This is a genomic window from Streptomyces sp. NBC_00038 (genome assembly GCF_026343635.1).
GTDB lineage: Bacteria > Actinomycetota > Actinomycetes > Streptomycetales > Streptomycetaceae > Streptomyces.
This window is the reverse complement of sequence record NZ_JAPELQ010000001.1, coordinates 8164807-8178548: the sequence shown is the minus strand read 5'-3', so window position 1 is coordinate 8178548 and position 13742 is coordinate 8164807. Positions and strand designations below refer to the sequence as shown.

11 protein-coding genes are annotated in these 13742 nt (G+C 70.6%); 4 read left to right on the top strand and 7 right to left on the bottom strand.

Annotated features, from left to right (window positions below; genetic code table 11):
- Nucleotides 1-97 precede the first annotated feature (97 nt).
- Complete coding sequence (locus tag OG219_RS36880; RefSeq protein ID WP_266833973.1) at nt 98-850, top strand: phosphodiesterase; 753 nt, start codon at nt 98-100, stop codon at nt 848-850.
- A 2-nt stretch (nt 851-852) separates the two neighbouring features.
- On the opposite strand, the gene OG219_RS36875 is transcribed toward OG219_RS36880, so the two are convergent.
- Complete coding sequence (locus OG219_RS36875) at nt 853-1512, bottom strand: PDZ domain-containing protein (RefSeq protein WP_266833971.1); 660 nt, start codon at nt 1510-1512, stop codon at nt 853-855.
- A gap of 697 nt (nt 1513-2209) precedes the next feature.
- Between OG219_RS36875 and OG219_RS36870 the strand changes: the two genes are divergently transcribed.
- Nucleotides 2210-3163, top strand: coding sequence for a hypothetical protein (locus OG219_RS36870; protein ID WP_266833969.1), 954 nt, complete (start codon nt 2210-2212; stop codon nt 3161-3163).
- Here the strand turns inward: OG219_RS36870 and cyc2 are convergent.
- Nucleotides 3126-5309, bottom strand: a complete 2184-nt coding sequence (gene cyc2, locus OG219_RS36865; RefSeq protein WP_266833967.1) for a germacradienol/geosmin synthase Cyc2 — start codon at nt 5307-5309, stop codon at nt 3126-3128. The two genes, OG219_RS36870 and cyc2, sit on opposite strands and share 38 nt — an antisense overlap.
- A gap of 288 nt (nt 5310-5597) precedes the next feature.
- Here cyc2 and OG219_RS36860 point away from each other — a divergent pair, with 288 nt between their 5' ends.
- A complete protein-coding gene (locus OG219_RS36860) occupies nt 5598-6845 on the top strand; it encodes an endonuclease/exonuclease/phosphatase family protein (RefSeq protein ID WP_266833965.1) in 1248 nt (415 codons plus the stop codon).
- A 45-nt stretch (nt 6846-6890) separates the two neighbouring features.
- Here OG219_RS36860 and OG219_RS36855 read toward each other — a convergent pair whose 3' ends face one another.
- The 4 genes from OG219_RS36855 to OG219_RS36840 all read right to left on the bottom strand — a co-directional run bounded on the left by OG219_RS36855 (nt 6891) and on the right by OG219_RS36840 (nt 11531).
- Entirely contained in the window at nt 6891-7754 is an 864-nt protein-coding gene (locus OG219_RS36855) for a TIGR03619 family F420-dependent LLM class oxidoreductase (RefSeq protein WP_266833964.1), read from the bottom strand.
- 97 nt (nt 7755-7851) lie between these two features.
- On the bottom strand, nt 7852-9015 hold the full coding sequence (locus OG219_RS36850; protein WP_266833963.1) for a damage-control phosphatase ARMT1 family protein: 1164 nt from the start codon (nt 9013-9015) through the stop codon (nt 7852-7854).
- Complete coding sequence (locus tag OG219_RS36845; RefSeq protein WP_266833962.1) at nt 9008-9625, bottom strand: hypothetical protein; 618 nt, start codon at nt 9623-9625, stop codon at nt 9008-9010. The genes OG219_RS36850 and OG219_RS36845 overlap by 8 nt, the downstream gene beginning before the upstream one ends.
- A gap of 94 nt (nt 9626-9719) precedes the next feature.
- Nucleotides 9720-11531 (bottom strand): S8 family serine peptidase, encoded by a 1812-nt coding sequence (locus tag OG219_RS36840; protein ID WP_266833960.1) that lies wholly within the window; start codon nt 11529-11531, stop codon nt 9720-9722.
- Between the two features lie 503 nt (nt 11532-12034).
- Between OG219_RS36840 and OG219_RS36835 the strand changes: the two genes are divergently transcribed.
- Complete coding sequence (locus OG219_RS36835) at nt 12035-12970, top strand: lytic polysaccharide monooxygenase (RefSeq protein ID WP_266833958.1); 936 nt, start codon at nt 12035-12037, stop codon at nt 12968-12970.
- An 18-nt stretch (nt 12971-12988) separates the two neighbouring features.
- Here the strand turns inward: OG219_RS36835 and OG219_RS36830 are convergent, their stop codons facing one another.
- The gene (locus OG219_RS36830) at nt 12989-13654 is read right to left on the bottom strand and encodes a Tat pathway signal sequence domain protein (RefSeq protein ID WP_266833956.1); all 666 of its coding nucleotides are present in this window, start codon (nt 13652-13654) and stop codon (nt 12989-12991) included.
- Nucleotides 13655-13742: the final 88 nt, after the last annotated feature.

Genomic DNA, 13742 nt, shown 5'->3' with positions numbered 1-13742 from the left:
CTTGTCCGGCAACCCGGAGTTAATGGTCAGTCATTGCCATGCCATTAGACCTAATGGTTAGATCGACGTGTTCCATTAGTTCGATGAGGGGATGGGCATGCTCGTACTGGCACACATCAGCGACCTGCATCTGGATGGGACCGAACGGGCTACGGAGCGCGCCGAGCGGGTGCGCGACCGGCTGTGGGAGCTGCCCGGGCGTGTGGACGCGCTGCTGGTGACCGGGGACATCGCGGACCACGGCACGGAGGCCGAGTACGAGGAGGCGGCGCGCGTTCTCGGGCTGCGCGACGGCGCGGCGCCCTTCCCCGTACTCACCTGCCCGGGCAACCACGACAGCCGCGCGCCCTACCGCAAAGCGCTGCTCGGGGAACCCGCGGCCGACGGGCCGGTCAACAGCGTCCATGTCTTCGACGACGCGGCCGTCCTGATGTGCGACTCCAGCATTCCGGGCCGCGACGAGGGCGAGTTCGACGAGGAGACGTACGCCTGGATCGAGGCGACGCTCGACGAGCTGAACGGCGACCTGCCGACGCTGCTCGCCTTCCACCACCCGCCGGTGGCGCTGCACCACCCCTTGCCGGACGCGTACCAGCTGCGCGGGCCGCGTTCCCTGGCCGCACTGCTGGAGCGCAGGCCCGAGGTGGCCGGGCTCATCACCGGCCACGCGCACACGCCCGCCGCGACGTCCTTCGCCGGGCGGCCGCTGGTCGTAGGGCCCGGGGTGACGTGGACGCTGCGGCTGCCCTGGGAGGGCGAGGGCGCGGCTGACCGGGACGCTCCTCCCGGGTTCGCGTTTCATGTGCTCGACGACGAGGGGCGGCTGACGAGCCACTTCAGGGTGGCCTGATCTCAGGTCACGACCCCTGGGGTGGTGGACAACTGCTGCTGGTCGCCGTTCGCGTGCCGCACGGTGAGCGTGACGGACCTCCCGGGGTCGGCCGCGGCGACCGCCCGCGCCAGGTCGGCGGCCGACTCGATCCGGGTCTCACCGAAGGCGAGCAGGACGTCGCCGCGCACCAGGCCGGCCGAGTAGCCCGGGCCGGGGACGTGAACGCCGACGACGAGTGCGCCCGTGCCCTCGAAGACGTCCACAGCCTCGACGGCGAGCGTCGCCCGCACCGGCTCCTTCCCCGAGTCGTCCTCCGACTCCCCCGGCTCCTTCGCGGGCGTTGAACTCCCGCTGCCGGGCGCCGACTTGGAGTCACCGGGCGGTGCCGATCCGGAGGCCTGCCCCGACGGCCCGGACGGACCCGGTGCCCCCGCGCCTGCCCCTGCCGCCTGCTTCTGCAGATCCGCCAGCTTGCTCATCCCGATCACCGTGGCGCCCACGGTGCCGAGTCCGACGCCCGACAGGACCAGGACGGTCCCCACGAAGAGGCCGAACAGCAGAGTCATCAGCCGTTTGCCGCGTCGCCGTGCGGCGTGCGGACGCCGGGCGCCGGCTGACGGACGGCCACCGCCCGGCTCCCGACCGGGCATCGGCTTGGGACGCAACGCGGTCTGTTCCATTGATCGCCTCCGGCAGATGCTCTACGGACCGCCCCCCGGCTGTTGCTCTACCCGGCGCCCAGGCGCGCGACGATTCACGAACGAGTGAGACTGCAAAACGTGTTCGAGAAGTGTCAGTGGTGGCTGTTACGTTCTGTGACATGACCGAGCACGCCCTGCGGCTGCTGCGTGAGAACCCTCGCCTGGCCGAACTTGCCGCGTTCCCCTTCAACTTCGACCTGGACCGCGCGGACCACGGCGAGCCGGTCCGGCTCGCCTCCGGCCGTCCGCTGGAGCCGATAGCGGGGGACGACATGGGCGGCACGTACTTCCTGTGCGCGGACGGTCCCTTGCTGTACGCCGACTGGGAGGGCTCGGCCGGAGTCATCGGCAGCAGTGTCGACGAGGCGCTGGAGCTGCTGGTCGGACTGCCCAGCTGGTACGACCATCTCGGCCTCACGCCGGCGGACGGCGCGGAGCGGATCCTCGCGGCGGTCGCCGAGTCGGAGGCGGAGATCCGGGAGCACTACGGGATCGATGCCGAGCGGGCCGAACTGCGCGCTGCTCTGGGCCTGCCCGAGCGCTCCCCCGCGGAGCTCTTCGGCCTGCTGCACGCCGCCGTGTCACGCACCGAGCCCGACTTCCTGCTGCTCGGCGGGGTGGAAGGAAGTGCCTACAACCTGCTGAACCCGCACCCCCGTCCCCGCTGTGGGAGACGGTGCTCGAAGGGGGCCGCACCGATCTCGCTCTCCTGCGGGAAGGCTCGTCGTGGGAGGAGGTGGCCCGGGACCGGGCGCGCCGCGCACTCGCCCTGCGCGCCGCCCAGTACGACCGCCGGGACACCGACCTCGCGCTCCTGCGGCACCTCCTGAAGCACGAGGCCGAGGCCTCGATGACCGACGAACTTCGACTGGCCGCCGTCCTGGTGGGACTGCACGGCCTCGCCGAGGACCTGCCGCTGCTGTACGAGGTCCGGGAGACGACCTACGACACCTGGTGCGGGCTCGGCGGCATGCCCGAGCCGGGCGAGAGCGGGGACCGGCTGCGGGAGTGGGCGGAGGGCCTCGACTACTCGTGTTTCGGCACCGACCCTTCGGACGAAACCCTGTTCACCTGGACCGGGCTGGCGCGCGAGCAGGGCATGGTCGAGCTCGCCAGGGTCGCTCTGATCCGCCTTCTGGACGACATCGACTTCCGGGCCTATCAGAACGAGCGGCAGGGGAAGTCACCCGACAGCCTCGACACGGCACAACTGCGTTCGCTGGCCTACGAGTTGGAGGACCTGGGCGACACCTTCCAAGCACTGCGGGCCCATCGTCTGTACGTCCCTCTCGAGTCCAGTGTCCAGAACCGCGTCCCGGCGCTCCTGAAGCTCGCACGACTGGAACGGCAGACAGGTCGGCTCGCGGCGGCCATAAGTACCCTGGCCCAGCTGCGCGACGCGCTGGCCAGGCCGGCCGAGGACACCCCGCCGTACTGGCGCGGCACGAATCTCGGCGCGTTCATCGTCGAGGAGCACCACGAGCTGGCCGCTGCAGCCGCGGCCGACGGGAGTCTCACCGAGGGGGTCCGCGAGGTCACCGAAGCCGCCACGGCGCTCCTCGCGGAGCTCTCCGAGGCGGCGCGGGCGAGCGTCAGACCGGTGTCGACACCGGAGTCCCCGGCCAGTTGAAGGGGAGTGCGGGTACCCGGTCCGGTACGAAGCCGTGGGCGCGGCGGGCCAGGTCGGCGGCGCCGTAGCGGTGGCAGTCCTGGTGCCACTTCAGGATGCCGGCGAGCCAGTTCTGCAGCTCCACCACGTAGCCCTGCATGATCTGGCGCAGCTCCTCCGAGAGCTTGAAGTCCTCGTACAGGATGGGCAGTTCATGGGTGGCGACGTGCTGGAACTGCTGCATGCGCTGGGTCATCAGGTCGTGGATGACGTGGAGCGCGGTCGGGTAGTCGCAGCCGAAGAAGTTCTGCACGACGAGGATGCCGTTGTGGACCTCGCCCTCGTACTCGATCTCCTTCTGGTACGAGAAGACGTCGTTCAGGAGCATCGCGTAGTCCATGGCCGCGTTCTCCAGCGAGCGGACGGGGCCGCTGCGGTAGACCTCCGGCGGGACCTTCCGGCCGTGGCCGATGCGGCACAGGCTCATGGTGAGTTCGGAGCCGAAGGTGGCGCGGCGCATTTCCAGGTAGTCGACCGGGTCGGGGATGCGGTGCTGGAGCTGGTTGGACAGCTCCCACACCCAGCTCTCCGTCATCACGTCGACCGCGGCCCGGAACTGGCGCCGCTCGTCCGGGGTCATGTCCGCGGCGGTGCGCGCCCAGAGGTCGATGAGACCGCGCTCCATGCCGTTGGCGGGGACGGGGACCTCCTCACCGTCGATGGGCATGCAGGCCGACAGTCGTGCGGTGACCAGCTTGGCGGCGGCCAGGTCGCGGCGGTTGCCGAAGACGAGCGGGTAGTAGTCGTCGCCGTACGTGCCCCAGGCCAGCCACTGGGAGCTGACGTCGAGGGCCTCCGGTGTCGCGTCCGGGTGGATGCCCGCCGCGCACAACGGCAGGTCGTAGGCGAGGAGTTTGTCCTCGTCCCAGACGCCCTCCTGGAGCATCCCCATGTCGCGCATCCAGCCGGTGAGCCGGCCCCGGGCCCCCGCCAGATGCGGGCTGAGCGTCAGCTCGAACGGCATGTAGAAGTCGGGGAGTTGCGAGGGCCCGACCTTCTGGAACGGGACGTGGGTGTACGAGCGCAGCCGCTCCGCGCCGGCCGCCGAGAGCAGCGCGCCGATGTCGACGGCGGACGTCCCGAACCCGGCTGCACCGAAGGGCTCTCCCTGTGACAGGGCCCCCTCGTTCATGTAGCGGCTGGACCGCAGGTGCCATTCGTGGCCGCCGGACTGCCAGTCCTGGAGCCCCTGCGTGTACGCGGCGACCGCCGCGACCTCGTCCGGGGTGAGCCCCTTCTCCAGGGCCAGCGCGGGCACTTCGGTGAACGCTGTGTGCTCGAACTGGTGGAGCCGGGAGGTGAGCACGTCGTTGACGATCTCGGCGGCCTCCTGGGTCGTGCAGCCGAAGAAGGTCTCCAGGACGAGGACTCCGTTGCTGAGTTCGCCCTCGTCCTCGACCTCCCGCTGGTACGAGAACAGGTCGTTGCGCAGGTGCACCCCGTCGGAGAACGTCTCCATCAGCACCCGCAGCGGCCTCGACCCGGCGACGGCGGCGGGCACTTCACGGGTCGCGTACTCGACGAGCCCCGACGACCAGGGGGCACCGCCCACCTTGCGGCGCATCTCGATGTACTCGACGGGGTTGGAGACCCGCCCTTCGTTGATGTTGGAGAGCTCCCACAGCGACTCGTTCAGCAGGTGCTCGGTGGAGACCGCGAACCGCTTGCGCCACTCGACGGACATCGAGGGCACCGTGCGCGCCCAGAGGTCGGCGAGCCCCGCCTCGACGGGATTCTCCGGCTCCGGTACGGGAGTCGACAGGTCGAGCGGCATGAACAGCGGCAGCCGGTCGAGGTAGGCCTTGCCGCCGTCGCGGTCCTGGGTGCGTTTGAAGATCTCCAGGAAGTGGTCGTCGAAGAAGAACACCCACACGTACCAGTCGGTGATGAGCGAGAGCGCCGGGCCGTCGCAGTCGGGGTGCGTGTACGCGCAGAGCAGCCCGTAGTCGTGCGCGTCGAGGTCGGACTGCTCCCAGATGCCGGAGCCCTCCAGCATGCCCATTCCGCGGGCCCACTCGACCGAGTGGGCCCGCGCCTCGTCGAGATGCGGGTTCAGCCGCGCGGGATACGGCATGTAGAAGTGCGGGAGTTCGAACGGCTGCGTCATGGCCGGGCCCTACCCAGGGCCTTCCGGGGGCATCCACGAGCCCGGACATGATCACACCATCGCGTGAATCCGCGCTGAATGCCTGTGTGAATCCGTGCGCACAGGCACGGCGTACGCCCACGGTGTACGGGCGAAGGACGCTACCTGGACGGGAATTGGACGGGACCTCACCGGCTTCCGGACGATCGCGCGCCCGTGCCTCCAAGTCGCCGCCAACCCTTGTGGCGGCCGCGTCTACGCGCAGAGACTACGGGGGTTCACGCGTCCCCTCCCCTTCCCGGAGTCCCGATGAACCAGCCGAGCCCGCCGCACCGCCCGTTCTCACGCCGCGCCGCCCTCGCCGGACTCGCCGGAGCGGCGCTGGCCGGGTCGACGGCGTTCAGCACGTCCGCGGCCGACCGCAAACGCTCCGTACGCTTCGCCACCTTCAACGCCTCCCTGAACCGCGGTACTCAGGGCGCCCTGGTCACGGACCTGTCCACGCCCGGCAACATCCAGGCGCAGAACGTCGCGGAGACCATCCAGAGAGTCGATCCCGACATCGTCCTGATCAACGAGTTCGACTACGACGAGAACGGCACCTCGGTCGGCCTGTTCCTGCGCAACTATCTCGCCGTCGGCCACAACGGCGCCGAGCCGATCCGCTTCCCGTACCACTTCACCGCTCCCGTGAACACGGGGGTCGCCTCCGGGGTGGACCTCGACGGCAGGAACGGGGCGGTCACCACGCCCGGTTCGGACGCGTACGGGCAGGACGCCTACGGGTACGGCTGGTTCCCGGGCCAGTACGGCATGGTCGTGCTCTCCAAGTACCCGATCGACACCCGCGCGGTGCGCACCTTCCAGAACTTCCTGTGGAAGGACATGCCCGGCAACATCATTCCCGAGGGCTACTACAGCGACGAGGCCCGCGCGATCCTGCGGCTGTCCTCCAAGAGCCACTGGGACGTACCGGTCCGTGTCGGCCGCGACACCGTGCACTTCCTGGTCTCGCACCCGACCCCGCCCACCTTCGACGGCACGGAGGACCGCAACGGGCGTCGCAACCACGACGAGATCCGCCTGTGGGCCGACTACATCGGGGGACGCAGGCGGAGCGCCTACCTGTACGACGACAAGGGGGTACGCGGCGGGCTGCGACCCGGGGCGCGGTTCGTCATCGCGGGTGACCAGAACGCCGACCCGCACGACGGTGACAGCTACGACGACGCGATCCTGCAGCTCCTGGACCACCCGGCGGTGCGGCTGCCGAAGACGCCGCCCGCCAGCGCGGGGGGCGTCGAGGCCGCGAGGCTCCAGGGCGGCGCGAACACCTCGCACGTCGGGAACCCGGCGTACGACACGAGCGACTTCAACGACGTCGCGCCCGGCAATCTGCGGGTGGACCACGTCCTCCCGTCGAAGGGGCTGACCCCGCTGTCCAACGGGATCTTCTGGCCCACGTCGGACGACCCCCTGTACCGGCTCGTCGGGAACGGCACGACCGTGCCGACGTCCGACCACCGGATGGTGTGGCAGGACGTGCGGGTCGGCTGACGGCGAGTGGGGGCGGGCCTCCGGAGGCTCCGCCCCCTCGACCCCTCAGCCGCCGGAAAACACCGGCAGAACCTCCTGGGCCACCCACGCGAGCGCGTCGGGCAGCGCCTCCGTCGTCACCGGAAGCCAGAGGGAGCAGGAGGCGAGACCGGCCTCGGCGAGCCTGCCGAGTTCGTCGTTCACGCTGTCGGCGGTGGCCGCCTTGCCGCCGAGCGGCCGCCACGGCATGTCCACCGCCGGAGAGAAGCCCGGTGGTACCAGGAACGCGCCCGAGGTCAGCGCGAGGGTGTCCGGATCCCGGCCGGCCTCCTTGCCGAGCGTCGCGAGCCGTTCCCGTACGACGGTCAGGGCGGCCGCGTCGACTCCCGAGCCGTGCCACCCGTCGCCGTACCGCAGGGCCCTGCTCAGTGCCGCGTCGCTCTCTCCGCCGATCCACACCTCGGGTCCACCGGGGGTGCGCGGCCGTACTCCCAGCCGCATCCCCTCGGCCCGGCCCTCCCACAACTCCCGCATGACGGCGAGCTGTTCGTCCATCCGCTTGCCGCGCCCGCGCAGCGACGCACCCACCGCGGCGAACTCCGCCGCGTCCCAGCCGGTGCCGACGCCGAGCGTGAAACGGCCGCCTGAGAGTCGGTCGAGGGTGGCCGCCTGATGGGCGAGGACGACCGGGTTGTAGAGCGGCAGGATCAGGACGCTGGTCACCACCCGGATCCGGTCCGTCGCGCCCGCGATCGCCGACAGCAGCACCAGCGGGTCCGCGGTCACCCCCAAGTCACCGGCGAGCACATGGCTCCCCGCGACGAGGTGGTCGAAGCCCAGCCGCTCGGCCGTACGGGCCGTCTCCAGGACCCCGTCGAGTTCGCTCTCCTGCCCCGGCCACAGCCGGTGCGGGCCCACTCCGATCCGCATACCCTCAGCTCCTCTCACGCGCCTTCGCACGCCGCGACGTCAGGGCTCCGACACTAGTGTCAGGGTCAACGCACCGACAGCGGACGGCAGTTCGCCGTCACCGCCTGGCCTGAATCAACGCATGCGTGCCACTCGTGCGCCAGCGCTGCTCCTCGGCGGCGACGAGGGCGGCCTCGGTGCGGGCGACGAGGCCGACGGTCACGTCGGACTTGAGGGTGCGCAGGGCGGCGACCGGACCGGGGAAGTACGCGGTGGGGATCTCGAACGGTGTGGTGGCCGGGCGGAACCGGTCGCCGATCAGGCGGCGGTAGTTCAGGTCGCCCTTCATGATCGTCACGTCCGCCCCGGCGAACTCCTCGCGCAGGTCGTCCGGCATGTCGGCGTACGGCAGGGGCGCGCAGGAGAACGGGTGGGCCCGGACCGTGAGGCGGCCGTCGGTCATCGCCGACCAGAGGCGGTGGCCCGACTCACCGGCGGCGCCCTTCGCGGCGGTGAGCCGGCGCACCGCGTCGAGCACGTCAGCGGTCGTGGCGTCGGAGACGTAGTACGGGTACGGCTTCACGTGCAGGACGGCCCGCCCGGCGCGGCGACGGCGCAGGAGATGGTCGATGAGGAGCAGGTCGGGGATGAGTTCGCGGCCCGCGTTGTCCGCGACCACGCAGAGGGTGCCGCCTGCGAACAGCGACCGGAGCAACTCGCTGTCATCGGCTACGAGTTGGGGGCTGCCGGCCGTGTCTCCTTCGGCGCCGGCCAGGCGGAAGCCGAGGTCCGCGCGGTTGCCCCACAGCGAGCCGTGCAGCAGCGCCGACTCCTGGTCCTCGACGGGCTGGTGCGCGAGGTCGTCGAGGGCGGCGAGTTCCTCGTCGGCCTCCGGGGTGTCGAGTTCGGCGAGCTTGAAAGGACGGAAGGGGTCGATGCCACGCCAGGGTCCAGGGGCGAAGTACCCGACCGCTTCAAGGAGTTGGCGATAGAAGTAGCTCTCGGACCACAGGAAGGGCACGTCGAACCAGGTCCGGCCGAAGTACTCCCGTCCCCACGCCTCCCACTGCTCACGGTCCGCCGCCTGCGCACCGAGCGGTTCGATGACGCCCTCGGTGCAGTTCTTCAGCAGGGCGTCGAGCGCACGCTGCCGCTCGGGGCCGTACGGGAAGGCGTTCCGCACCTTGTGGATGAGCGCCGGGTGCCGCTCGGCCAGCACGCTCCAGGGGAACGAGCCCGGCACGTTGCTGAGGATCACGGGTGCGCCTTCGGCGTCAGACATGGCGGTGCGGTCCTCCGGTGCGGGGCAGGGCCTCGGCAGGCACAGTAGCGTCCTTGGCCTTGTCGTCATGGGCAAGCCGGTCCGCGTAGCCCGCCTCGGTCCACATGAGCATCTTGAACTGCTCGGGTGTCAGCGTCCCCTGCCACTGGGAGCCGTCCGGGCAGAACACCGACTCGCAGCCGGAGCAGTAGTACCCCGCCCGCCACAGCCGCTCGGCGCGCGATTCACCCCTGGGCACATCGGCCCTCTCGCGCGCCTCGCCGCGGATCACCACGATGGTCCCGACGAACAGAAGAACCGCGAGGAGCACTCCGCCGATCATGTACAGCGGCTTGTCCTGCTGCACACCGGTGTACGCGAGGCCGACGCCGAGGGCGGTGAGCACCATGCCTTCGAGGAAGTGCATGACCGAGTCGAAGGAGTCCGTCGCGCCGGGTGACACGGCCAGCCGGTCGGCCAGGCTGCCGCGTTCGGGCTTCCCATCGGTCCGCCAGTCGGCCTTCCCGCCGGCTGTCCGCTCGCCGCTGGTCTGCTCGACCGTACGCACCGTGGTTCCGCCGCAGCCCGGACACATCACGTCAGCTGCCCCTTGGGCCGACTCGTTCACCATGCCCGTCACAGTATCCGGCGCGCACAACGGCCTCGCGGCGCCCCGGACCCGGGACGCCGCGAGGCAACGTACGACCTACGACAGAAGCCGGTGGTCAGAAGGTCAGCTTCCAGCTGTTGACCGTGCCCGTGTCCTGCGCGGCCGTGTCCTGGACGCGGAGCTTCCAGGTGCCGTTCGCGGTCTCGCTGGAGGCATCCACCGTGTACGTGGTGCTGACGTTGTCCGCGGAGTCCGAGGAGCTGGCGGACTTCAGGCGGTACGTCGAACCGTCCGGGGCGACCAGGTCGATCACCAGGTCACCGCGGTAGGTGTGGGTGATGTCGACGCCGACCTGGAGGGCGGCGGGCGCGTTGCCGGTGCGGCCGCTGACGGTGATCGGCGACTCCACGGCGGAGCCCGCATCCGGGACGGCGACGGCCGAAGCGCTGGTGAAGGTGGTGCCCCTCGTGGAGCCGCCGGACCCGCTCACCGCCTGCACCGTCTTGGTCGCATCCGCCAGACCGGCACCGCAGCCACCGGTGCAGGCACCGGGCAGGGCACGGGCGTTGGTCTTGATCGCCGACTCGATCTGGGCCGGGGTCAGCGAGGAGTTCGCCGACTTCATCAGCGCGACCAGACCCGCGATGTGCGGGGTGGCCATGCTGGTGCCCTGGTAGTACGCGTACGACTCCGTGGACGGCGTCTTCGTACCGGAGTTCAGCGTGGAGAGGATGCCGTTCGCGGTGCCGGTGCTGGTCTGGCCGCCGGGGGCCGCGATGTCCACGAGGGTGCCGTAGTTGGAGTACGAGGCGCGGGCGCCGGTGCGGCTCGTCGCGGCGACGTTGACGACGTTGCTGCAGCTCGACGGGGAGAAGCCCGAGGTGTTGGCGTTCGAGTTGCCCGCGGCCACGACGACCGTCGTACCGCGGTTCACGGCGGCGGTGATGGCGGTCTGTGTGGCGGAGGTGCAGGCACCCGAGCCGCCGAGGCTCATGTTGATGACCTTGGCGACGTTGGCGTTGGCGGGAACGCCGGAGACCGTGCCGCCGGACGCCCAGGTGATGGCGTCGATGATGTCGGAGTCGTAGCCGCCGCACTTGCCGAGGACGCGCAGCGGGGAGACCTTCGCGTTGTACGCGATGCCCGCGACGCCCTTGCTGTTGTTGGTGACGGCGGCGATGGTGCCCGCGACGTGCGTGCCGTGCCAGGACGAGTTGCTGGAACCGGTGCCGGTGCCGCACTCGTCGGTCGCGTACCAGTCGCCCGGGTCGGCCGGGTTGCTGTCGCGCCCGTCGCCGTCGACCGAGACCGCGGTGTCGGAGATGAAGTCGTAGCCCGCGACGATGTTTCCGGCCACGTCGGAGTGCGTGACGTAACCGGTGTCGATGACGGCGACCGTCACACCGCTGCCGGTGGAGGTGGCCCAGGCACCCGGGACGTTCATGCCGGCCGTGGCCTCGAAGAGGTCCCACTGCTTGGAGTACTCGGTGTCGTTCGGGTCGGCCAGCGGCTTGTTGACGCGGTCCGGTACGACGTAGGCGACCTGCGGGTCGGCCTGGTACTGCGCGATGACGTCGGCGACGTCCGCCTTCTTGAGCTCGGCGCCCAGGTCGACCAGGGCCGCGCCGGTGCCGAGGCGGCGCTGGAAGTCGAGGTCCTCGCCCGCCTTCGCGCCCTTGGCACGGGCGTCGGCGTCGGCGGCCGTGTTCGACTTGGCCTCGGTGGCGCCGGACTTGTAGCCGACGATCAGGCGCTCGGCCGGAGCGGCGGCCGCGGTCGCGGTCGCGGCGACGGTGGTCTCGGCCGGAGCGGCGTCGGGAGTCTGGGCGACGGCGACCGAGGTGGTCGTACCGGCCAGCAGCGCGGCGGATATCGCGGCGACGGATATCAGCTTCCGTCTGGCGTCGCGGGTGGGGGAAGGACGCAAGGGCTTGCCTTTCGTGGCCGGCTCCGGGCAGCGCGGTGCGGGGCGGAGCAGCGGTCGATTCGCTTCGTCGTCGAAGCGGCGGGGGGTGCAAAACCAGAAAGCGGCGCGGTGGCCGACCATGCGCGTAGCGACCCGGTGAGGGGTTTCCTGTGGGGTGGCTGTGGTCGAACGATAGGCAAAGCGCAGGTAAGAGGGATACAGGGGAAACCCTCGATTTGGCTGGTAACCAACCCTCGGCTGTGGGCGGTTGGCCGGGAACACCCTGGTTCGCCACCGTTGCGGATCTGAACGCGGGGCGCCGGTTTCCCGTACTTCACGGTGCGGTGCGGCCGCTCAAGTGATGCGGTGCGGCCGCACCGGCTTCCCTGCTGTGCCTGGCTTGCCGCGTTTCCCGCCTTGCCGCTTTCCCTGCCGTGCCCGCCTTGCCGCTTTCCCTGCCGTGCCCGTCTTGCCGCTTCGAAGTGCCCCGCTGCCCCACCGCCCCGCCGAGGAGACCCGTCCCGATGACCGTGACCGCACACCGCACCGCCGCAGCGGCCGTCGTCGCCGTGGGGGTACCCCTGCTGCTCACCACGCTCGCCGCGGGTCCCGCCCAGGCACATGGCGCGCCGACGGATCCGGTCAGCCGCGTGGTGGCGTGCTCGCCCATAGGCGGAAGCAACACACGCACGGCGGCCTGCGCGGCGGCGATCGCCACGAACGGCGCGCCCTTCACGGCCTGGGACAACCTCCGGGTCGCCGGTGTCAACGGCCGCGACCGCGAGGTGATCCCCGACGGACAGCTCTGCAGCGGGGGCCTGTCCGCTTATAAGGGCCTCGATCTCGCGCGCGCCGACTGGCCTTCGACCCGCCTGACTCCCGGTGCGGCCATGACCCTCAAGTACAGCTCGACCATCCCGCACACCGGGACCTTCAAGCTGTATCTGACCAAGCCGGGTTACGACCCGACGCAGCCCCTGAAGTGGTCCGACCTGGCCTCTCAGCCGTTCGCCACCGCCACCGACCCGGCGCTCGTCAACGGCGCCTACAGCGTCAAAGCCACGCTGCCTTCCGACCGGACCGGCCGCCAGCTGCTCTACACGATCTGGCAGAACTCCAGCACGTCGGACACCTATTACTCGTGCTCGGACGTGGTCTTCGCCGAAACGGACAAGGGCGGGGGCGGGGCCGCCGCACCGGCGACGTCCTCACCGGCGCAGCAGACGCCTTCACCCACGACGAAGTCGCCGGAGCCGCCGCGGACGACCTCTCCGGCCGTGCAGACGCCCACACCCACGCAGGCGTCCGCTTCACCGGCCCAGGAGACCGCTCCCGACAACCTCACCCCCGTCGCCGACAGCGATTCCGGCGGCAACACCGCGCTCCCCCTGGTGGCAGGCGGAGCGGCGGCGTTCCTCCTTGCCGCGGGGGTCGCCCTCACTGCTTGGCGACGCCGCTGAACAGGGTCCCGGTGTGGATCAGTTGACGTACACCACCGGGCTGCCCTCCTGGCTGGTGTCCGTGACGGGCGCGTACTTGGCAGTGAAGTAGCCGTTGCTGAAGCACAGGGACGAGCCGGAGAACTTCGTGAACTGCTGACCGGTGAAGGCGATGCTGTTGTCGGCGTTGCTCGCCGTGCCGGAGAGGCTCGGCGCCCGGTAGACGCAGGTGATGCTGCCCAGCAGGGTGCGCAGGACGACGGTGGTCTGGATCGTCGAGCCGGCGGCCGGAGTGACGGTGACCGTGCCGTCGGAGGCCACCGTGGTGGTGTACGGGAGGTTGTCGACGGTGATGCCCGTGACGCCGAGCACCCCGATGACATTGCTGGTGCAACCGCTGGTGGCGAAGGTGTGTCCGGTGAGCGACTCGGTGGCCGTGCCCGGAGCCGCCGGGTTGTCGGTGACGGTGGCGGTGAAGGCAGACGAGGTGCAGGAGATGCCGCTCGTGCCGGTGCTGCTGGAGTAGAGCGTGGCAGCGGTGCCGCTCGCCAGCGAGGCGTTGAGGACGTCACCGACGGCGACGGGGGTCCCGCCGAGGCTGCCGGTGGTGAGTACCGGGGTGTCGGCGGCGGCGGCCGGGACGGTGGCGGACACCGCGAGCGCGGTGGCGACGCCGATGAGGGCGAGGAGGGATCGAGTACGCATGGGGGTGCCTCTTTCCGAAGGGGGTGCGGGTGCGTGTCCCAAAAGGGGGTGCGGATGCATGCCCCGGAGGGGGTGCGTGGGCAGGGGG